Consider the following 21,010-nt stretch of genomic DNA (forward strand, 5'->3'; position numbering starts at 1 on the left):
TTTGCTCCATGAAAAAAGCCGCTGCACCTGGGAGGCGGAGCGGCTCTTGACTCAAAGCAAGGCGATCAGCGGATGGGCTTGAAGCGCATGCGCTTCGGACGCGCGCCCTCTTCACCCAGACGCTTCTTCTTGTCGGCCTCGTACTCGTGGAAGTTGCCGTCGAAGAAGAACCACTGCGAATCACCTTCGCAGGCCAGGATATGGGTGCAGATGCGGTCCAGGAACCAGCGATCGTGGGAGATCACCATTGCCGAACCGGCGAACTCCAGCAGCGCCTCTTCCAGCGCGCGCAGGGTTTCCACGTCCAGGTCGTTGGACGGCTCGTCCAGCATCAGCACATTGCCGCCCTGGGCCAGGGTCTTGGCCAGGTGCAGGCGGCCGCGCTCACCGCCGGACAGGCTGCCGACCTGCTTTTGCTGGTCATTGCCCTTGAAGTTGAAGCGGCCCAGATAGGCGCGGCTGGGCATGATGAACTTGCCGACGATGATGTTGTCCAGCCCGCCCGACACGTCCTGCCACACCGTCTTGGTGTCGTCCAGGCTCTCGCGGCTCTGGTCGACAAAGGCCACCTGTGCGGTCTTGCCGATCACCACTTCGCCGACATCGGGCGTTTCCTTGCCCTCGATCATGCGGAACAGTGTCGATTTACCGGCGCCGTTGGGGCCGATGATGCCGACGATGGCGCCGGCCGGCACCTTGAACGACAGGTTGTCGATCAGCAGGCGGTCGCCAAAGCTCTTCGAGACATTCTTGAACTCGATCACCTCATTGCCCAGGCGCTCAGCCACCGGGATGAAGATTTCGTTGGTCTCGTTGCGCTTCTGGTAGTCGACGTCGCTCAACTCCTCGAAGCGGGCCAGACGCGCCTTGCTCTTGGCCTGGCGGCCCTTGGCGTTGGAGCGCACCCACTTGAGTTCCTCCTTCATCGCCTTCATGCGCGCGTCTTCGCTCTTCTGCTCGCCCTCCAGGCGCTTCTCCTTCTGCTCCAGCCAGTCGGTGTAGTTGCCCTTCCACGGAATGCCGGCGCCGCGGTCCAGTTCCAAGATCCACTCGGCGGCGTTGTCCAGGAAGTAGCGATCGTGGGTGATGGCCACCACGGTGCCCGGGAAGCGCTGAAGAAACTGCTCCAGCCACTCGACCGACTCGGCGTCCAAGTGGTTGGTCGGCTCGTCGAGCAGCAGCATGTCGGGCTTGCTCAGCAGCAGGCGGCACAGCGCCACGCGGCGCTTTTCGCCACCGGACAGCACGCCGATATTGGCGTCCCAGGGCGGCAGGTTCAGCGCATCGGCGGCCAGTTCCAGCTGCAGATCGGTGTTCTCGCTGCCGGCGGCGGCAATGATGGCCTCCAGATTGCCCTGCTCGGCGGCCAGCGCGTCGAAGTCGGCGTCTTCGTCGGCATAGGCGGCATAGACCTCGTCCAGGCGCTTCTTCGCGGCCAGCACGCCGCCTATGCCCTCTTCCACCGCTTCGCGCACGGTCTGGTTGGGGTTCAGCTTGGGTTCCTGCTCCAGATAGCCGATCTTCAGATCGGGCATCGGCACGGCCTCGCCCTCGATGTCCTTGTCGACACCGGCCATGATCTTCAGGAAGGTGGACTTGCCTGAGCCGTTCACGCCCAGCACGCCGATCTTGGCGCCGGGGAAGAAGGACAGAGTGATGTCCTTGAGGATGTGGCGCTTCGGGGGAACGATCTTCCCGACGCGGTTCATCGTAAATACGTATTGAGCCATGGTGATGGGGCCTTGGACTGAAAGCTGGAAACTGGGGCTGGCGAGTCGGGACTGCACCGCCAAGAGTTGGCAAATGAGTGATCTCGTTACAGCAAACCTCGTATTGTCGCCCAGCTCGCTTACGGAGCCAAGGTAGAATGCACCCAGCAGCTGCGAGTCCAGTCACCGCGCTGCTGTCACTCTGACACCGGACGAGATCAACTCGCACTCCGCTACTACCGTTTCCGCCTGAGACTGACGCCCGCAAGAGGCGACAGGCAGAACCACCTGGTTCCTACATGTCTTTTGATACTCTCGGCCTTGCCGAGCCCCTGCTGCGTGCGCTTCACGAACAGGGTTACACGACCCCCACCCCCATCCAACTGCAAGCCATTCCCGCCGTCCTGAACGGTGGTGACTTGCTGGCCGGCGCCCAGACCGGCACCGGCAAGACCGCCGGCTTCACGCTGCCGATGCTGCAGCGTCTGAGCTCCACCCCCGCCGTGCGCGATGCCAAGGGCCGCGTGCCGGTGCGCGCCCTGATCCTGACCCCGACCCGCGAACTCGCGGCCCAGGTCGAGGAAAGCGTGCGTACCTATGGCAAGTACCTGTCGCTGACCAGCATGGTGATCTTCGGCGGTGTGGGCATGAACCCGCAGATCGCGCAGCTGCGCAAGGGCGTGGACATTCTGGTGGCCACACCGGGCCGCCTGCTGGACCTGCATCAGCAGCGTGCCGTCGATCTGAGCCAGGTCGAGATCTTCGTCCTCGACGAAGCCGACCGCATGCTCGATATGGGCTTCGTCCATGACATCAAGAAGGTGCTGGCCGTGCTGCCGCCGAAGAAGCAGAGCCTGCTGTTCTCGGCCACCTTCAGCGACGACATCAAGGCCCTGGCCGACCGCCTGCTGAATCAGCCCGCGCTGATCGAAGTGGCCCGTCGCAACCAGACCGCCGAGAACATCGCGCAAAAGCTGCACCCGGTCGGCCGCGACAAGAAGAAGGAGCTGCTGGCCCATCTGATCAAGGACGGCAACTGGCACCAGGTGCTGGTGTTCACGCGCATGAAGCATGGCGCGAACCGCCTGACCGACTACCTGAACAGCGTCGGCATCAGCGCCATGGCCATCCACGGCAACAAGAGCCAGAGCGCCCGCACCAAGGCCCTGGCCGAGTTCAAGACCGGTGACCTGGCCGTGCTGGTGGCCACCGACATCGCGGCGCGCGGCATCGACATAGATCAGCTGCCCCACGTCGTCAACTTCGAGCTTCCCAATGTGCCCGAGGACTATGTGCACCGCATCGGCCGCACCGGCCGTGCCGGCGCCCAGGGCGAGGCGGTCTCGCTGGTCTGCGTCGATGAGCTGGGTTTCCTGCGCGACATCGAGAAGTTGATCAAGCGCGAGATCCCCAAGGAGGTCGTCGCCGGCTTCGAGGCTAGCCCCAACGAGAAGGCGGAGCCCATCGTGCTCGGCCGCATGGTGCTCAATGGTGGCGCCGGTGCCGGTGGTCGTAGCGGTGGTGGTGGTGCCGGCCGCGGTGGTCGTCCCGGTGGTGGTGGTGGCGGTGGCCGCGGCGGTGCTCGCCCGCAGTCCTCGTCACCTTCGCAGCCCGGTCGCGGTGCACCGCGCCCTGCGGGCCACAAGCCTGCTCAGCCGGGCCAGGCAGCACCCCGTGGCCGTGATGGCGCGCCCTCGCGTGATGCCCATGCCCCGCGCAACCCGGACCAGCGCCCGGCCGACCGTTCGCAACAGCGTCCGCAACAGCGGTCCGCAGGCCCGTCCAACGGCCCGCGCCTGACACAGCCCAAGCGCTGATCAGCGCTGAGCAATCAAAAAACCCGGCCTCGGCCGGGTTTTTTCATCGTCCCTCAGGTGAAAACACGCTCGCGCAGCCATTTGGTAGCCACCCACTTTTCACCGGCGATCACCGGCGAGCCGCCATGCAGGCTGGCCGTCATCGGGTGAGGCCGGTCATAGCTGAAGAACACCGCATTGCCCTTGATCGGGCCCACTTCCAGCTTGACGTCGGGAAACACCGTGCTGCCGCCCTTGATCGGCGTGTTCAGGTACATCACCAGGCTGGCCACGCGCTGGCCGCCGCGCGCCAGTATGCTGGGCGTGCCAGAGTGCACCGGATCGAAATAATCGTAGTGCGGCTTGTACTCGGCGCCGGGCCGGTAGCGCAGCACCTGCAGGCCCTCGCCGTTCTCGATCGGCCAATTCAGCAGCGCCGCAATGCGTGCCTCGACGCGCCGGCAGACCTCATGCTCACCGCGCTCGAAAAACATGCCCTCGCTGGTGCGCGCCTCATTGACCTCGCTGCCGCCGGTGGACGTTTCCACCGTCTCGGAACGCGCAAGCCGCGCAGCGGCCAGCGCCACGACCTCGTCACATTCCTCTTCGGACAGCAAGCCGCCGAATACCACCACGCGCGGGTGTCGCAGGCTTGTCAGCACGCGTACCTCGCGGTCATGAGCCCAGACGCAGGACGGCGAATCGCTCAGATCGGGTTCGGGCACCGGCACGGCCGGAGGCAAGGACTTGAGCCTGGCCTGCGCATCCAGATGGGCGGTGAGCGTGTCTTCCAGCGCCTTGATGGCCACGTCCTCGGCCCAGCCGCTGGCCAGCATGGACTTCAGCACCTCTTCGGGTGGATGGCCGGCGACGGCCTGCTCCACAATCCATTGGCGCAATTCGGGGGTGATCAGTTGCTGCGTCATGGCCGTATTTTTACCTCAGCTTGAGACTCAGGCCAGGCGACGCCTGAAAACAAGGCGCTCGGGCTCGGAGGCTGCGGCATCAAAACGGTAGCCATCAAGATTGAAGCCCTCCAGCCCGTTGGCTGTTTTCAGCCGGTGCTGGATCGCGTAGCGCGCCATCAGCCCACGGGCGCGTTTGGCGAAGAAGCTGATGACCTTGTACTGACCGTTCTTCCAGTCCTCGAACACGCATTCGATCACCGGCGTGCGCAGCGCCTTGCGATCGGCGGCCTTGAAGTACTCCTGGGAGGCGAGGTTGACGATCAGAGCAGTCTTCTTCTCGCGGGCCAGCTGGGCGTCAAGGTATTGGGCAAGCGTGTCGCCCCAGAAGGCGTAGAGATTGCTGCCCTGGGCATTGGCCAGGCGCGTGCCCATCTCTAGGCGATAGGGCTGGAGCTTGTCCAGCGGGCGCAGCACGCCATACAGGCCGGACAGGATGGCGACATGCTGCTGTGCCCAGGCCAGATCGTCGGCGCTGAGCGAGTTCGCATCGAGCCCGTCATAGACATCGCCGGCAAAGGCCAGCACGGCCGGCTTGCTATTGGTCTTGGTGAAGCGTTTGGACCAGGCCGCGTAGCGGCGCACATTCAAGGTGGACAGGTCTTCGGACAGGTCCATCAGCTCGGCGATATCGGCCGGCGTCTTGGTCTTCAGCAGCGCGATCAACTCGGCCGCTTGCGGCACGAATTGCGGCGTCGTGGCCTTCTCCAGCAATTCGGGCGGCACGGTGGTCTCATAGTCCAGGGTCTTGGCGGGCGACAACAGAAATAGCATGGGGTCAGTCTTTGCGGGAAGGCACGGCAGCAAGAATAACCGCAGACCGGCCCTCAGGTTTTCAGCAGGGCCAAGGGCTTGACGGCCGAGCTGTCCGGGAACACCTCGGACTCCAGCCTGGCGCTGGAGATCTGCAGATGGTCGGCCAGCACGCCCTTGAGCACAGCGCGCAGGTCGGTGGTGATGCGCAGATCGCGGCCCTCGAAGCGCTGCGCCCTGGCCAGGCCCGGCCAGTCGCCCAGCACCCTGCCGCCCTTGACGGCACCGCCCAGCACAAAGGCCACGCCGCCGCTGCCGTGGTCGGTGCCCTGGGTGCCGTTGATCTGTACCTCGCGACCGAACTCGCTGGCAACGACGACCACAGTTCTCGCCCAGGCGCCCTGCCCCTGCATCAAGCCCTCGCGCAAGGCCGCCAGACCGGCATCCAAGGTGCGCAGATTCTGCGTCAGCGCACCATTCGGCGCCGCCTGGTTGGCATGGGTGTCCCAACCGCCCAATTCCAGCACCGCTGCTTGCGGCCCCTGGGGCTGAGCCAGAAACTCGGCCGCCCGCCGCGCCAACAGCACAAAGCCCGCGCCGCCGGTCGTTGCGGTCATGGCTGACATATCAGTGCGCTCCCGCAGCCCCTGCGCCCGCGCCAGCGCCGTGCCAAGGGCCGGATCGTCCGCATACAGACGCATCAGCCGTGCCACCAGGTCCGCACCCGGCTCGGGCAGGACCGACGGCGACCAGGTATCCACCTCGGCCGCGCCGCGCAAGACCAGCGGCACGGCGGTGCTCAGGGCCAGTGATTTAAGCCCTGTCGGGCTCAGCGCACGGGCCAGCCAGCCGGTGCCCAGCTGATGGGGCCGGGTGCCGCCGCTCTCCAGCACCTGCTGGGCATCGAAGTGCGAGCGCTCGCGATAAGGCAGGCCGGTGGCGTGGACCACGCAGGCCTCGCCGCGGCCATACATCGCGTGCAGCTGGGCCAGCGCCGGATGCAGGGCATAGGGGCCGGCCAGGCTGAGCAGCGGATCGGCGAACTGGGCCAGCGCGCCACGGGCAGCGGCAAAGTCGGGGTCACCGGGCACCGGCGCGGCGCCCAGGCCGTCCATGCCACCGCGCAATATCACCAGCACCAGGCGGTTCGATGATGGACCGGCGGCCGTGCCGGCAAAGCTCAGCGCCGGGGCCAAGGCCAATGCCTGCAAGAGTTGGCGGCGGCGCAGTCCGGAAGGGGTGATGTTCATCAGCTGTCTCCGGTGATTCAGCGACGTTGGAATTCGGGCGACATCAACAGCAGGGTCAGCGCCTGCGGCCCATCGGCAGCACGGGCGATCTGCTGGCCCGAGGCGGGACTCAGCAGCGGGCCCAGGCTGCTCCCGGCCAGTTGCCGGGCATCGACGCGCGAGCCCAGGCGGCCGGCCAGACGCGAGGCCCATTCGACACGCTTCCACATCGCCTCCGGGCCCAGCCACTCATCCGCGCTGTCGGGCCAGCCGGCCGGCGATGGCGCGGCCTGCACGCGCTGACCCATCTGGGCAATGCCACCGTCGCGGCTGCGCGCCAACAAGGCTTCACCCAGACCGAGCAGGCGAGCCGACGAGATCACGAACTCCTCCGGCGTCTTCAGCTTGGTCTGCTGCGGCGCCCAGGCCTCCGGCGCGGTGGCCAGGGTCTGATACAACGCCGGCAGCTGGCCGCCGCTGCGCTGAAAGCTCTGCGCCAGGCGGTCCACCAGGGCCGGCGGCGGCTGATCTCCGACGAAATGGCGGGCCAGCTTGGTGGCGATGAACTTGGCCGTGGACGGGTGCAGGGTCAGGTCGTGCAGCACCTGGTCCAGGGCCTGCGGCCCTTCGGCATAACGCCTGCCCAGCAACGTCTTGCTGCCGGGTTCGTGCCAGGAATGATCAAAGTAGCTGGCATTGACCTCCTTGTCGTCAAGGCGCTGCGGGTCGGCCACGCGCCAGCCGGTCAGCACCGCCGCCAGAGCGGTGACATCGGCCTGGGCGTAGCCGCCCTGCACACCCAGGGTGTGCAGCTCCAGCACCTCGCGGGCCAGGTTTTCATTGAGGCCGGTGACGCGGGCGGCACGCATCTCGCCCTCGGCCGGAACGGCCCTGCGCGAACGGCGCTGCGCCAGCCGCGAGTTCGGGCCGGCCGAGGCGCTGTTGTCCAGATAGCGCAGCATCGCCGCATGCGTGACGGCGGCCTTCAGCATGGCCTCGAACGAGCCGCCGACATGCGGGCGTATGGCCTCGCGCTCGAAAGCGCCGACCAGGCCCCGCACCTGGGCCTTGGCCATCGACACGGTGAAGTGATTGGCCCAGAACAGCATCAGGCGCTCGTTGAAGGGCCGCTGGCTCTGCACCGCGGTCAGCAGGCGCGATTGCACGTCGGCATCGACGGTGGCTCGGAAGTGCTCGGCGAACTGCTGCTCCGCCGATTTACCAACGGTGGTGCGCAGCTTGCGGCGCTCAAGGTAGAAGGACTGCTGCAGACGCAGGCCGTCCAGCGCAGTCGGCAGGTTCACACCCCAGGGCGCACCGGCCGGGCCGATCTGCGCCAGCAACCAGGCCTGCGGATCGGAGCCTATGCGCTCAAGGTCCGTCACGCCCAGACCAAAGCGGTGGGCGGCCAGCGCGGCAGCTGCGTCTTGCGTCATTGCCATGTGACACCTCCGTCTCCAGGCCACCATCGTGCACCCGCGCTGTTGCCCTTGCGCGGGATGAAGATCAAGAAATGTAAAGCCGAGAAGAACACAACCCGCCGCGGCGAGACGCCGGGGCGGGTTGTTCAATCAAGCAGCGCGACTATGCGCGCTTCAGCTCAGGGCGCGATCAGCCGGTTCAGCGCGGCCACATCGTCCGGGCTCAGTTGGCCGGCGGCTTGGCGAAGGAAGAGGCTACCAACCATCACCCCGTACCGGGCCTTGGCTAGGTCTCGCTGGGTCTGGAACAGCTGGGTCTGCGAGTTCAGCACATCGAGGTTGACGCGCACACCAACCTTGTAGCCCAGCTGCGTCGCTTCTAGTGCCAGCTTGGTAGACGACTCCGCGGCCTCCAGCGCCTTTACGCGCGCCTGACCTGAAACCACGTCGAAATAGGCTTGGCGAGTCTTTTGCCACACCAAACGCCGGGTCGCCTCAAGGTCATTGCGGGCCTTGTCTTCCAGGACCAGCACTTCCTTGATGCGGTTCTGCGTCGCATAGCCGGTGAACAGCGGCATGCTCAGCTGAATGCCCACGGACAGGTCGTTCTTGCTGCCATTGAGCGTCGGCAGGTTGCTGTCGGCGCGAGCCCGTGAATAGCCGCCGGTCAAACCCACGGTGGGCAGATTGGCCGCGCGGGCACGCTCGATTTCCAGCTTGGCCACGTCATAGGCAATGCGCGCCTGCATGATGCCGGGATGCTGGGCATCGGCGTTCGTGACCCAGGCTTCCGGATCGGCGGGCAGCACGGCGGGCAAGGCAACCGGCACCAGCAGGGGCTTTGGCGTGACGCCGGTGCGACCCACCAGCTGGTCGAGCGCAATGCGCTTGGAGCGCAGGTCGTTCTCCGCAGCGATTTCGTCTGCCGTGCCGATGTCGAATCGGGCCTGGGCTTCACGGGTGTCGGTGATGGTGGCTGTGCCGACCTCGAAATTGCGCTTGGCCGAGGCCAGTTGCTCGGTGGTGGCGGCCTTGCTGGTGCGGGTCGTTGCCAGCACGTCCTGCGCGGCCAGCACGTCGAAGTAGGCCTGGGCCACGCGCACGATCAAATCCTGCTCGGCGGTGGCCAGCTGGGCCTTGGCCAGATCCAGCTGCTTCAGCGCCTGCTGCACCGTCACCGCATTGTTGCGGTTGAACAGCGCATACGAGCCCTGCACACCGACCTGGGCATTGGTGGTGTTGCTGGTCGGTGCCGTGCCTTCGGAGTTCACGCGCGAGGCACCTGCCGTCAGCGAAGCCGAGGGGCGCTCCAGCGCCTTGCTCTGCTCGACCTTGTACTGCACCGAGTCGGCCAGCGAGCGCGAGGCCAGATAGGTGGCGTCATAGCCCTTGGCGGCTTCGTACAGCTCCATCAGGCTTTGCGCCTGCACGGCCGACGCGCCGCCGAAGGTCAGGCTCAGCGCCAGGGCCAGCCGGCTGCTCAGTCGGAATGGCGTACCGGAACGGCGCGTGGCCAGAGTTTGGGGTCGTTCGACGGACATGGAGTCTTCCTTCTGAGCGATGTTGTTAGGCATGTGACGGTTGGGCGCAGGCGCCCGATTCAATATCTCGGCACCGAGGGGTCCATGTGCACAGACCACGCCTCGATGCCACCGGCGAGGTTATAGACCGAATCGAAGCCCTGGCGCTGCAGAAATGCGATGACTTGCAGACTTCGCATGCCGTGGTGGCAATAACAGACGACAGGCTGCGCCGGATCCAGCTCGTCCAGGCGCTGCGGAATCTGCCCCATGGGGATGCTCAGCAAGCGGGCGCCATCGATGCGAATGGCGGCCAGCGCCATCTCCCAGGGCTCGCGCACATCGAGCAGGACGGCGCTGCCGCCCAGCTCTTGCAGCAGGCCCGGCAGGCGATCGACGGGCAGCTGCTGCATCAGAAGCTGAAGCGCGAGGCCTCTTCGAAGCCCTGCAGGCGCGGCGCGATGGTGTCGAACAGCTCGACCGTGCGGAAATCGCGCTCGGCAAGACGTGTCACCAGCACCGCGCGCATCACCGGCTCCTCGCCCCTGATGGCAATCAGGCGCCCACCGACCTTCAGCTGCTGCAGCAAGGCATCGGGAATCTCGGCCACCGATCCGGACAGCACGATGGCGTCGAACGGTGCTTCGCCGCTCAGGCCCTTGGAGCCATCGGCTTGACGCACCGTCACCTTGTTCATGCCCGCGTGCTTGAGCTTCTCGGCAGCGGAGCGGGCCAGCTCGGGGTCGAGCTCCAGCGAGATCACCTGCTGCGCCTTGTGGCCCAGCAGCGCGGCCATGAAGCCGGACCCGGTGCCCACCTCCAGCACCTTCTCATGGCGTTGCAGCTTCAGCTCCTGCAACAGGCGAGCCTCCAGGCGCGGCGCCAGCATGAAACGCCCCCCCCCCAACGGCACCTCGGTATCCATGAAGGCCATGCTCTTGTAGGCGGGCGGCACGAAGTCCTCGCGGCGTACCGCGGCCAGCAGGGCCAGAACGGTCTGATCCAGCACGTCCCAGGGGCGGATCTGCTGCTCGATCATGTTGAAACGGGCCTGTTCGATATTCATACCTGGTTCCCTTGCATGGGCTGCAATCACAAATGTCGAATTCTATGGCGAGGGGCGGCCCGGACCATGGTCCGACATCAAGCCGCGCAGCATCAGATCAATCTGGGTGTTGAGCACCGACTCCGGTACCAGTTGAGGCGTGTAGACGCCACAGGCGCCGAAGGACTGCTGTTGCAGCGACAGGAACAGCAGGGGGCTGCACAGCACATGGACGGTGTCGGCCACCGGCACGGGGCGGAACTCGCCACGCTGCACACCGCGCTGGATGACGCTGCCCAGCAGCTGCTGCGCCGGCATGATCACCTCCTCGGCATAGAACTGGGCCAGCTCCGGGAAGTTTCCCGCCTCGGCCATCATGATCTTGACGATGCCCCCGCTTGGGCCCACGCCGACACGTTCCCACCAGGTCCTGAGCACCAGGGCCAGCAGATCGGCCGTGGAACCTTCGAATGCCGCGGCGATCTCCATACCCTCGAGAATGGTGGCCGACAGGTTGTGGCGCACCACCGCCTTGAACAGTTCTTCCTTGCTGGGGTAGTACAGGTACAGGGTGCCCTTGGACACACCAGCGCGCTTGGCCACCTCCTCGGCGCGCGTGGCCGCAAAGCCGCGCTCGACGAACAGGGTCAGCGCCGCGTCCAGCAGTTCCTGCGGGCGGGCCTGCTTGCGCCGCTGGCGTAAGGTGGGGGGAGCGTTCATTGGATTGATACTGACTAACTGGTCAGTAATGTACGTGTCCATCCCTGCCCGGTCAAGGCGGGCCGTCCGCCAGGTGCCTCACGAGTGCATTGCCAAACATGACATTTCTCTTTCGTTCCTCGCTGTTGTTGTCGATCTGCATCGCGTTGGCGGCCTGCGCCACGCTGGGCGGTGTGCGCACACTGACTTTGAGCGAGGCGGAGTTGAACGAGCGCCTGCAGCGCCAACTGCCGATCGAGCGCCGCATGCTGGAGTTGCTGGAGATACGCCTCAGCGAGCCCCGGCTGCAACTGCTGCCGCAAAGCAACAGGATCGCGCTGACCTTGGCGGTGGCGAGCCGGGAGCGCCTGTCCGGCCGCGCCTACCAAGGCCGCATCACCATCGACTTCGCGCTGCGCTATGACGAGCTGCGCCAGGCCATACGGCTCGAGCAGGTCCGGGTCACCGACTTCCTGATCGACGACCTGCCACCCAGGCAGCAGGCGCAGACAACCCGCCTGGGCAGCCTGATCACCGAGCAGTTGCTCAAGGATCTGGCCGTCTACCGCTTCAAGGCGAAAGATTTGCAGGCCGCCGAGGGCATGGGCTACGCACCAGGGGCGGTGACGGTGACGGCGCGGGGGGTGGAAGTGACGCTGGTACCGCGAAGCTCCGCACAGTAGGCGCCACGTGCTAACCCTCTGCGTGCGATTTACCCTAGTTCGACGGCAAGGACACCGGGTTGGTACGAAAAACTCCAAGACAATAGCGCCGCCTTCAGCCGAGAACCCACACATGATCAAACGGCCTCCCCCATCCGCGCTGCCCGGTCGCCGAGGCAGCACCCTCGCCCGCCACCTGCTGGCCGCGGTCCTGGTCTCATCCGCGCTGACAGGCGCGCAGGCGGCCACCGACGCCAAAGCCTCGCGTTACTACGAAGACGCGCTGCAGCGCTATGAGCGCAAGGACATACCCGGCGCCATCATCCAGTTGAAGAACGCGCTGCAGATCGACAAGCGGATGCTGCCGGTGCAGGTACTGCTCGGCAAGGCATTGCTGGCCAATGGCGAGGCGGCGAATGCGGAGATTGCGCTCACCGAGGCGCTGAACCTGGGCGTGAACCGCGCCGAGGTGGTGGTGCCGCTGGCCAAAGCCGTGGCAGCCCAAGGCAAACAGAAGCTGCTGATGGAGCAGCCCCGCTTTGCTTTGGCCGGACTGCCGCCGGACGTGCAGTTGCACCTGCTGCTTTTGCGGTCATCGGCGGCGTCGGATCTCGGCGACGTGCAGGGCGCAATGAAGTACATCGAAGACGCGCGCGCCATCGACGGGCGTTCCATCGAAGCCTGGCTGGCCGAGGTGCCAGTGCGCATACGCGCCCGGCAGTTCCGGGAGGCCCATCTTGCGGCCGACAAAGGGCTTGCGCTCGGGCCGAACTCTCCAGAAGCCTGGTATCAGAAGGGCTCGATTGCCCATGTGCAGAATGACCTGCAGGCGGCCCTGTCCAGCTACGACAAGGCCCTGCGCAGCGACGGCGAGCATGTGGAGTCGCGGCTGGCGCGGGCCGGCATCTACCTGGACCAGGGCCGCACAGAAGAAGCCAAGGCCGATATCGCGGAAGTTCGCCGCGTCGCCCCGATCGAGCCGCGTGGCGCCTACCTCCAGGCCCTGATGGCCGAGCGGGGCGGCGATGCGCCGGCAGCGCGGGCCGCCCTGCGCGAGGTGACTGAGCTGATTGACCCGATCCATATCGACTTCATCCGCTACCGTCCCCAGTTGCTGATGCTCAATGGCCTGGCACACTTTGGCCTCAACGAGCGCGAGAAGGCCAAACCCTATCTCGAGCTTTTCCAGAAGGTGCAGAACAACAGTCCTGTGTCCAAGCTGCTCGCCCAGGTCTATCTCGGCGAAAACAACCCGGACCGCGCCATCGAAGTGCTCGAGAACTACATGAAGAACCATGCGGGTGATGCCCATGGCGCGTCGCTGCTGGCCGGCGCCTATATGGCCAAGGGACGGCACGCCAAGGCCACCGCCTTGATGCAGGAAGTGCTGCGAAGCCAGGATGCACCGCAATTCCGCACCGCACTGGGCCTGAGCCTGATAGGAGGCGGTCAGTTGGGCAACGCGGTTGTCGAACTCGAAACCGCGTTCAAGAAAGACCCCAAGCAGGTGCAGGCAGGCGTCGCACTGGTCAGCCTCTATGTGCGCAACGGTCAGGCAAGAAAGGCCGCCACCGTCGCCCAGGCCCTGGTCAAGCAGCAACCGTCCAATCCCAGCTTTCACAATCTGCTGGGCATTGCCCGCGCCCAGTCCGGAGACGCGGCCGGCGCCCGAACCGCCTTCGAACAGGCCGTCAAGTTGGACGGCAGCCTGGTTCAGCCTCAGCTGGGACTGGCCCGGTTGGACATTGGCACCAAGGCCTATGAAGCGGCCGCCAAACGTCTTGCCGAACTGCTGAAGGCGGACGAGCGCAATGTCGATGCCATGTACGACATGGCGGTGTTGGCCGAGCGGCGCGGCCAGCCGGCCGAGGCTCAGCGCTGGCTGGACAAGGCCGTGGACTACAGCGGCCCGCACGAAACTCGCCCCAGCTTCGCCCTGGTCGAACTGCATCTACGCAGTGGCCGCCCAGTCCCGGCGCTCGAAGCGGCCAAACGCCTGTTGTCCAAGGCCCCGGACGCCGTGCCTGTGCTGGTGGTCTATGCTCGAGCGCAACTGGCCAATGGCGACGCCGCAGGAGCACGCATCACCTTGACCAATGCCTCTCGCCGCGCGGACTACGAGGCGGCGGCGCAGTTCGGCATCGCCAGCCTGCAAATCAGTGCGAATGATGTTGCCGGCGCCGCCTACAGCCTGGAAAAGGCACTCAAGAGCGACGCCGACTTCCTGCCGGCCCAGGCCCTGATGAGCAATGTGGAACTGCGCCAAGGCGATCCCGCCAAGGCCGAACGACGTGCGCGCCAGATCATCCAGAGTCATCCAAAGCTGGCGGTCGGGCACCATCTGCTCGGTGAAATCACCTTGTCCAGGGGGCAGGCGGCCGCCGCGCTGGAGTCATTTCGGCGCGCACACGAACTGGAGCCCAGCAGCGCATCGCTGCTCCGGCTGTTCGCCGCGATGGCCAGCCAAGACGCTGGCAAACCGACGGGCACTGCCCTGCAGCTGGCAAATCAATGGCTGAAAACACATCCTAAGGACCTGCCGGTGCTCAAGGCTGTGGCCAACACCCACGCGGCCGCTGGCAACTTTGTCGCCGCGCGCAGCGCCTACGAGCAGCTGTTGAAGTTGGCGCCTGACGATGCCGACACCTTGAACAACCTGGCCAATGTGCTGCTGCGCACCAAGGATCCCGCGGCCCTGAAAGTTGCCGAACAGGCGCTGGCCAAGGCCCCCAACAACGCCAACGTGATTGACACGGCAGGTTGGGCCGCCCATCTGGCCGGCCAGAATGAGCGCGCCCTGCAACTGTTGCGGGACGCCCGTCTGCGCGATCCGAGCAATCCGGATATTCGCTACCATCTGGCGGCCGCTTTGGCGCAGGCCGGTCGAAAAGGTGAGGCCCGAGAAGAATTGAACTCGGCACTCAAGACACATCCAGGCTTCGAACACGCGGCCGAGGCAAACCACCTGCTGCAGGCACTTAGATGAGGGGATGGCATGGCTGTCGGAAAGGCTTACAGTCGGCCTCAGCAAATACAGGAATATCTCTTCAAGCGTTTGATTTTTAAAGAGAAAATCCATGTGGCCCGACTCTTGCTTGATAGTGACAAATAGCGACAGCTCGCAAGTTTGGAGAAAAGAATGTTCAAAACAATGATGCGCAAGTTGGCGGTGACCGCCCTGACCGGGTCCGTTTTTCTGGTCTTGGCACCGGCGGCGCAGGCGGCAGCCACATGGACTTTCGGGAGCTCCTGTGCGCAGGTCAATGACAGCAGCAAGGACAACTTCGGCAACAGCTACCGCTGTGCCGGCGCAGGAAACATCAATGGCTCGACGAGCGGGCTGGGCCTGACGGCCTATGCCTGGAGCCGCACGACAACGGCATCGCAAGGCTTGCAGACGGCCAACCTGGCGCTCTATGGCGGTGGCTTCGGCGTGCAAAGCCAAGCCGAAGGCATCCCGGTGGGCCAGCCCGAGCACGCGATGGACAACAATCCATCCGGCTACGTCCCCGACGTGATCGTGCTCAAGTTCGACACCGCCATCGCCCTGGACACCATCAAGTTTGGCTGGTCGCAAAGCGATGCCGATGTCACCGTGATGGCCTACAACGGCGCGGGCACGCCGGATGCCTTCCTGAAGGGCAAGACCGACACCTACAACTTCAACTCCGCCGCAGCCGTCGCCAATGGCTGGGCCCTGGTCGAGAATTCGGGCGATGCCGCCCCTGACACTGCTTATGGCGCCAGCAGTTCGATCATCAACCGAACCGTGAACAACGGCGAGGCCGCCGGTGCCAAGAAGAACGTGACCTCCAGCTGGTGGATCATCAGCGCCTACAACAGCGGCTACGGCGATGGTTCGCTTGACAGCCTGCTCGACTACGTCAAGCTGCTGGGCGTGGCCAGCAAGGATGTGACCCCCACGACACCCAATCCGACCCCGGAACCAGGCTCGCTGGCCCTGGCTGGCATTGCTCTGCTGGGCGTGCTGGGCACCCGCCGCAAGCTGCTCAAGCAAAAGTCCTGAGCGCAGCGCGCATCTGACCGAAAGGGTCGGCCCAAGGGCCGGCCCTTTTGCTTTTTGCGCAGCAATAACGCCATCCTGACATCGAGCCAAGCCGAGGCTGCAGCTATCATCGCCCGTCCTTTCATTCGGAGCCCCAGGCCTTGGATACCCTTTTGCTGATCAAAGCCGCCCTGATGGGCATTGTCGAAGGCCTGACCGAGTTTCTGCCGATTTCCTCCACCGGGCATCTGATACTGGCCGGTTCGCTGCTGGACTTTGCCGACGGCAAGGCCAAGGTGTTCGATATCGCGATACAGACCGGGGCCATCTTCGCGGTGATCCTGGTGTATTGGCAGCGGCTGCGCGATACGGCAGTCGGCTTCGGTAGCTCGGTTCAGGCGCGGCGTTTCGTGCTCAATGTGGCGATCGGCTTTCTGCCGGCCGTGGTGCTGGGCCTGCTGCTGGGCAAGGCCATCAAGGCCCATCTGTTCACCCCGACCATCGTCGCCAGCACCTTCATCATTGGCGGCTTCATCATCCTCTGGGCAGAGCGCCGACCGGCGGCGACGGTGCGACTGGACACCGTTGACGAGATGACGCCGATGGACGCGCTCAAGGTCGGCCTGGTGCAGTGTCTGGCCATGGTGCCGGGCACCAGCCGCTCGGGCGCCACCATCATCGGCGGCATGCTGCTGGGCCTGAGCCGCAAGGCGGCCACCGACTTCAGCTTCTTCCTGGCCATTCCGACGCTGATCGGCGCCGGCCTGTACAGCCTGTACAAGGAACGCGCGCTGCTGTCGACCGCCGACATTCCGATGTTCGCCGTGGGCCTGCTGTTCTCGTTCCTGAGCGCCTGGATCTGCGTGCGCTGGCTGCTGCGCTACATCGCCAGCCACAGCTTCGTGCCCTTCGCCTACTACCGCATCGTGTTTGGCGTGGTGGTGCTGCTGACCAGCTATATGGGCTGGGTTACCTGGGCTGACTAGCTAGCCTGGACAAGCTCAATGACCGAGGATCTTTGACAAGAAATCCCTGGTCCGCTCGCTCTGCGGGTTGTTGAAGAACTCGTGCGGCTTGTTCTGCTCGACGATCTGGCCCTGGTCCATGAAGATCACCCGGTCGGCCACGGCCTTGGCAAAACCCATCTCGTGGGTCACGCAAATCATCGTGATGCCCTGGTTGGCCAGCTCAATCATCACGTCCAGCACCTCCTTGATCATCTCCGGGTCCAGGGCCGAGGTGGGCTCGTCGAACAGCATCACCTTGGGCGTCAGGCACAGCGCGCGGGCGATCGCCACGCGCTGCTGCTGACCGCCAGAAAGTTGCAGCGGGTACTTGTGCGCCTGCTCGGCGATCTTCACCCGCTCCAACTGCAGCATGGCGCGCTTCTCGGCCTCGGCCTTGGGCGTCTTGCCCACCCACATCGGCGCCAGGGTCAGGTTCTCCAGCACCGTCAGATGCGGGAACAGATTGAACTGCTGGAACACCATGCCGACCTCGCGGCGCACCTTTTCGATGGCACGGATGTCGTCGCTGATCTCGGTGCCGTCAACGACGATGCTGCCCTCCTGGTGCTCCTCCAGGCCGTTGATGCAGCGTATCAAAGTGGACTTGCCCGAGCCCGAGGGCCCGCAGATGACGATGCGCTCGCCACGGGTCACGGTCAGGTCGATGTCGCGCAGCACATGGAAGCTGTTGCCGTACCACTTGTTGACCTTGCTAAAGGTGATGATGGGTTCGCTCATGAAGGCATTGACTGGTTGACTAACGGTTCTTGCTGCGATTCAGCTGCTTCTCGATCCACAGGCTGTAGCGTGACATGGCAAAGCAGAACACGAAGTAGATGGCGGTGATGAAGAGATAGCCCTCGACCTTGAAGGGCCGCCAGTTCGCGTCGGAGTTCAATGCCAGGCCCAGCGCACCGGTCAGCTCGTAGAGCGACACGATGGTCACCAGCGAGGTGTCCTTGAAGATCGAGATGAAGCTGTTGACGATGCCCGGCACCACCAGCGCCAGCGCCTGCGGCAGCACGATCTTGCGCTGCGTCTTCCAGTAGCTCAGGCCCAGCGACTGGGCCGCCTCGACCTGCCCCTTGGGTATCGCCTGCAAGCCGCCGCGCACGATCTCGGCCAGATAGGCCGCGGCGAACAGGGTGATGCCCGCCAGCACCCGCACCAGCACGTCGATGCTGAAGCCCTGCGGCATGAACAGCGGGAACATGAAGCTGGCCATGAACAGCACCGAGATCAGCGGCACGCCGCGTATCAACTCCACGTAGATCGTGCAGAAGGTGCGGATCGCCGGCATCTGCGAGCGCCGCCCCATTGCCACCAGCACCGCGATCGGGAAGGCCATCACGATGGACAGCGATGACAGCATGATGGTCAGCGGCAGGCCGCCCCATTGATCGGTCGTTACCTTGGTCAGACCCAGCACGCCACCGCTCATCAAGGTGAAGGCCGCCGCTAGCACCACCACCCACAGCGCGGCCAGCCAGGGCCGCCAGAAGGGCCGCGTGCAGCTGGCCATCAGCAGCGCCATCATCAGCACGGTGGCCGCCAGCGGCCGCCACTGCTGGTCGAAGGGGTAGCGGCCGAAGATGATCAGCCGGTGCTTCTCGGTCACCACACCCCAGCAGGCACCTATGCCGCGTGCGGCCTGGCAGGCATCCGCGTCGGCCGCCGTGATGGCGTCGAAAATCATCCAGCGCAGCATGCCCGGCACATACAGCACCGCCAGCGCCAGCAGCGCCAGCGTGAACGCACTGCTCTGCCAGTTGGAGAACAGATTGCGTCGCAGCCAGACAACCGGCCCGCGCGTGGAACTGGGGGCAGGCCTTGCGGCCACCGGGGTGAAGACGGCGTTCATCGTGTCAACGCTCCTTGATCGCCGAGCGCTTGTTGTACCAATTCATCAGACCCGAGGTGCTCAGCGAGGTGCTCAGATAAATCAGCATCACGATGGCGATGCACTCCATCGCACGGCCGGTCTGGTTGATGGCGGTGTTGCTGATCGACACCACGTCCGGGTAGCCGATGGCCACCGCCAGCGAGGAGTTCTTGGTCAGGTTCAGGAACTGGTTGGTCATGGGCGGGATGATCACGCGCAGCGCCTGTGGCAGCACGATCAGACGCATGTTCTGGCCTGGTGACAGGCCCAGACTGCCGGCCGCCTCGCTTTGGCCACTGGGCACCGAGGCGATGCCCGAGCGCACCACCTCGGCCACAAAGGCCGCCGTGTAGAGCACCAGACCCAGGAGCACGGCAATGAATTCGGGGGTGAGCGCGCTGCCACCCTCGACGATCACATCGGCCAGATAGGGCACGTTCCAGGCATTGGGCGCGCCACCGGCCAGCCAGCCCAGCACGGCACTGGCCAGCACGATCACGACCGGCAACCAGAACATGCTGCGCACGCGCCCCGTGCGTTCGAACTGGGCACGCGCGTGGCGTCGCCAGGCCCATGCCAGTACCAGGCCGACCAGCGCCCCGCACAGGGCCAGCCCCTGACCCAGACCCCACACAGGCACCGGATAGGTCAGACCGCCCTTGCTCAGGAACACCAGCCCGAAGGCGGAGATCGGCTCGCTGGCATCGGGCAGCCATTCGGTCAGCAGCAGATACCACAGCAGCAGCTGCAGCAGGATGGGCACATTGCGGAACAGTTCCACATAGCCGTAGCAAAGGCCACGCACCAGCGCATTGCTGGAAAAGCGCCCCACCCCGACGGCCGTGCCGATCAAGGTGGTCAGCACGATGCCGATCAGGGCCACCTTCAGCGTATTGGCCAGGCCCACCAAAAAGGCGCGCCAGTAGGGATCGAGAGCGTCGTACTTGATCAGCACCTCGCCGATGTCGAAGCCGGCGGGCTGCAGCAGAAAATCGAAGCCACTCTGGATGCCACGCACCCGCATGTTCTCGGCCGTGTTGTGGGCCAGGAACCAGACCACCAGCACGATCAGGCCCACCGCGAGCAGCTGATAGACCAGGGCGCGAATGCTCCGGCTGCGCCAGGACCATTCCCGGCGTTTGGCCGGCGCCTGTCTAGCGGACATAGATGACTCCTCGAGCGGATGCGCGCAGCAACCGGCCCCAAGGTGCTGGGGCCGGAGCGCGTTGGTTCAAGAGGGCGGCACCCGTCGCCGGGCCTGCCCCCGGTGTATCAGCGGATCGGCGGGGCGTACATCAGGCCGCCCTTGTTCCACTGGTTGTTGACACCGCGCGGCAGCTTCAGTGCCGAGCTCGGGCCGACATTGCGCTCGAAGATCTCGCCGTAGTTGCCGGTGGCCTTGATGGCCTTGGCCATCCAGTCCTTCTCCAGGCCCAGCAGCTTGCCGGTGTCTTCGGTCACGCCCAGGATACGCAGCACGGCGGGGTCGGTGCTGGCCTTCATCTGCTCGACATTGGCCTGCGTGATGCCGTATTCCTCGGCTTCTAGCAGGCCGAACACCACCCACTTGGCGATCGCGAACCACTCGTCGTCACCGCGGCGCACCGATGGGCCCAGCGGCTCCTTGGAGATCAGCTCGGGCAGGATGATGTGGTCGGCGGGGTTCTTGGCCTCCTTGTTGCGCACCGAGGCCAGACCGGAGGCGTCGGTCGTGTACGACTGGCAGCGGCCGGCGAAGTAGGCGCCGGTGGCGGCCTCGACCTTCTCGAACACCACCGGCTTGATGTCCAGCTTGTTGGCGCGCGAGAAATCGGTCAGGTTCTTCTCCGTCGTCGTGCCCGACTGCACGCACACCGTCGTGCCCTTGAGCTGCTTGGCGTTCTTGATCTTGCCCTTGGCCGGCACCATGAAACCCTGGCCGTCGTAATAAGTGGTGCCGGTGAAGACCATGCCCAGCGAGGCGTCGCGGGTCAGGGTCCAGGTGGTGTTGCGCGACAAGATGTCGATCTCACCCGACTGCAGCGCGGTGAAGCGCTGTTGTGCGTTGAGCGGCACGAACTTGATCTTGGTGCCGTCGCCCAGCGTGGCGGCGGCAATGGCGCGGCAGATGTCCACGTCGATGCCGGACCAGTTGCCGTTGCTGTCAGCTGCCGCAAAGCCCGCCAGGCCGGTGTTCACACCGCACACCACCTGGCCGCGCGCCTTGATGGCGTCCAGCGTCTTGCCTGCATGCGCGGCGCCCACGCTCATCATCGTGGCCGCAGCCACCATCGCACTGACCAACGTCTTCACAGCATTTGATCTCATCGTTCAAGC

At 65.1% G+C, this 21,010-nt stretch carries 18 protein-coding genes; 5 read left to right on the forward strand and 13 right to left on the reverse strand.

The genetic code is table 11. The features are described 5' to 3' along the window. Positions 1-65 precede the first annotated feature (65 nt). Positions 66-1,730: an energy-dependent translational throttle protein EttA gene (gene ettA, locus DES47_RS28230; protein ID WP_133704131.1), complete on the reverse strand. Its 1,665-nt coding sequence runs from the start codon at positions 1,728-1,730 to the stop codon at positions 66-68. Positions 1,731-2,008: 278 nt separating this feature from the next. Between ettA and DES47_RS28235 the strand changes: the two genes are divergently transcribed. Then, the gene (locus tag DES47_RS28235) at positions 2,009-3,526 is read left to right on the forward strand and encodes a DEAD/DEAH box helicase (RefSeq protein ID WP_133704132.1); all 1,518 of its coding nucleotides are present in this window, start codon (positions 2,009-2,011) and stop codon (positions 3,524-3,526) included. 53 nt (positions 3,527-3,579) lie between these two features. Here the strand turns inward: DES47_RS28235 and DES47_RS28240 are convergent, their stop codons facing one another. The 8 genes from DES47_RS28240 to DES47_RS28275 all read right to left on the reverse strand — a co-directional run bounded on the left by DES47_RS28240 (position 3,580) and on the right by DES47_RS28275 (position 11,158). Beyond that, the gene (locus DES47_RS28240; protein WP_133704133.1) at positions 3,580-4,431 is read right to left on the reverse strand and encodes a 2OG-Fe(II) oxygenase; all 852 of its coding nucleotides are present in this window, start codon (positions 4,429-4,431) and stop codon (positions 3,580-3,582) included. A gap of 27 nt (positions 4,432-4,458) precedes the next feature. After that, the gene (gene yaaA, locus DES47_RS28245) at positions 4,459-5,244 is read right to left on the reverse strand and encodes a peroxide stress protein YaaA (protein ID WP_133704134.1); all 786 of its coding nucleotides are present in this window, start codon (positions 5,242-5,244) and stop codon (positions 4,459-4,461) included. 53 nt (positions 5,245-5,297) lie between these two features. Continuing rightward, positions 5,298-6,473 carry a DUF1501 domain-containing protein gene (locus DES47_RS28250; protein WP_133704135.1) on the reverse strand — a complete coding sequence of 392 codons (1,176 nt, stop codon included), beginning with the start codon at positions 6,471-6,473 and terminating at the stop codon, positions 5,298-5,300. Positions 6,474-6,490: 17 nt separating this feature from the next. Further along, positions 6,491-7,894 (reverse strand): DUF1800 domain-containing protein, encoded by a 1,404-nt coding sequence (locus DES47_RS28255; RefSeq protein ID WP_166652230.1) that lies wholly within the window; start codon positions 7,892-7,894, stop codon positions 6,491-6,493. A 158-nt stretch (positions 7,895-8,052) separates the two neighbouring features. Further along, a complete protein-coding gene (locus tag DES47_RS28260; protein ID WP_133704137.1) occupies positions 8,053-9,414 on the reverse strand; it encodes a TolC family outer membrane protein in 1,362 nt (453 codons plus the stop codon). A 59-nt stretch (positions 9,415-9,473) separates the two neighbouring features. Then, positions 9,474-9,806 (reverse strand): rhodanese-like domain-containing protein, encoded by a 333-nt coding sequence (locus DES47_RS28265; protein WP_133704138.1) that lies wholly within the window; start codon positions 9,804-9,806, stop codon positions 9,474-9,476. Continuing rightward, a complete protein-coding gene (locus tag DES47_RS28270) occupies positions 9,806-10,459 on the reverse strand; it encodes a protein-L-isoaspartate O-methyltransferase family protein (protein ID WP_133704139.1) in 654 nt (217 codons plus the stop codon). Before DES47_RS28270 ends, DES47_RS28265 begins: the two co-directional genes overlap by 1 nt. Before the next feature lie 42 nt (positions 10,460-10,501). After that, on the reverse strand, positions 10,502-11,158 hold the full coding sequence (locus tag DES47_RS28275) for a TetR/AcrR family transcriptional regulator (protein ID WP_133704140.1): 657 nt from the start codon (positions 11,156-11,158) through the stop codon (positions 10,502-10,504). 98 nt (positions 11,159-11,256) lie between these two features. Here DES47_RS28275 and DES47_RS28280 point away from each other — a divergent pair, with 98 nt between their 5' ends. The 4 genes from DES47_RS28280 (at position 11,257) to DES47_RS28295 (ending at position 16,791) form a co-directional block, all read left to right on the forward strand. Further along, on the forward strand, positions 11,257-11,820 hold the full coding sequence (locus DES47_RS28280; RefSeq protein ID WP_133704141.1) for a DUF1439 domain-containing protein: 564 nt from the start codon (positions 11,257-11,259) through the stop codon (positions 11,818-11,820). Between the two features lie 112 nt (positions 11,821-11,932). Next, complete coding sequence (gene prsT / locus DES47_RS28285) at positions 11,933-14,785, forward strand: XrtA/PEP-CTERM system TPR-repeat protein PrsT (RefSeq protein WP_133704142.1); 2,853 nt, start codon at positions 11,933-11,935, stop codon at positions 14,783-14,785. 153 nt (positions 14,786-14,938) lie between these two features. Continuing rightward, on the forward strand, positions 14,939-15,826 hold the full coding sequence (gene xdp1 / locus DES47_RS28290) for an exosortase-dependent surface protein XDP1 (RefSeq protein ID WP_133704143.1): 888 nt from the start codon (positions 14,939-14,941) through the stop codon (positions 15,824-15,826). Between the two features lie 140 nt (positions 15,827-15,966). After that, entirely contained in the window at positions 15,967-16,791 is an 825-nt protein-coding gene (locus tag DES47_RS28295) for an undecaprenyl-diphosphate phosphatase (protein WP_133704144.1), read from the forward strand. Positions 16,792-16,806: 15 nt separating this feature from the next. Here the strand turns inward: DES47_RS28295 and DES47_RS28300 are convergent, their stop codons facing one another. The 4 genes from DES47_RS28300 to DES47_RS28315 all read right to left on the reverse strand — a co-directional run bounded on the left by DES47_RS28300 (position 16,807) and on the right by DES47_RS28315 (position 20,965). After that, positions 16,807-17,550: an amino acid ABC transporter ATP-binding protein gene (locus tag DES47_RS28300; RefSeq protein WP_133704145.1), complete on the reverse strand. Its 744-nt coding sequence runs from the start codon at positions 17,548-17,550 to the stop codon at positions 16,807-16,809. A gap of 19 nt (positions 17,551-17,569) precedes the next feature. Further along, complete coding sequence (locus tag DES47_RS28305) at positions 17,570-18,673, reverse strand: amino acid ABC transporter permease (RefSeq protein ID WP_133704146.1); 1,104 nt, start codon at positions 18,671-18,673, stop codon at positions 17,570-17,572. A 4-nt stretch (positions 18,674-18,677) separates the two neighbouring features. Next, on the reverse strand, positions 18,678-19,859 hold the full coding sequence (locus DES47_RS28310; protein ID WP_133704147.1) for an amino acid ABC transporter permease: 1,182 nt from the start codon (positions 19,857-19,859) through the stop codon (positions 18,678-18,680). Between the two features lie 107 nt (positions 19,860-19,966). Further along, positions 19,967-20,965 carry an amino acid ABC transporter substrate-binding protein gene (locus DES47_RS28315; protein ID WP_425057493.1) on the reverse strand — a complete coding sequence of 333 codons (999 nt, stop codon included), beginning with the start codon at positions 20,963-20,965 and terminating at the stop codon, positions 19,967-19,969. Between the last annotated feature and the right edge of the window lie 45 nt (positions 20,966-21,010).

The sequence above is a fragment of the Roseateles toxinivorans genome, assembly GCF_004362525.1.
In the GTDB taxonomy this organism is placed as follows: domain Bacteria; phylum Pseudomonadota; class Gammaproteobacteria; order Burkholderiales; family Burkholderiaceae_C; genus Paucibacter; species Paucibacter toxinivorans.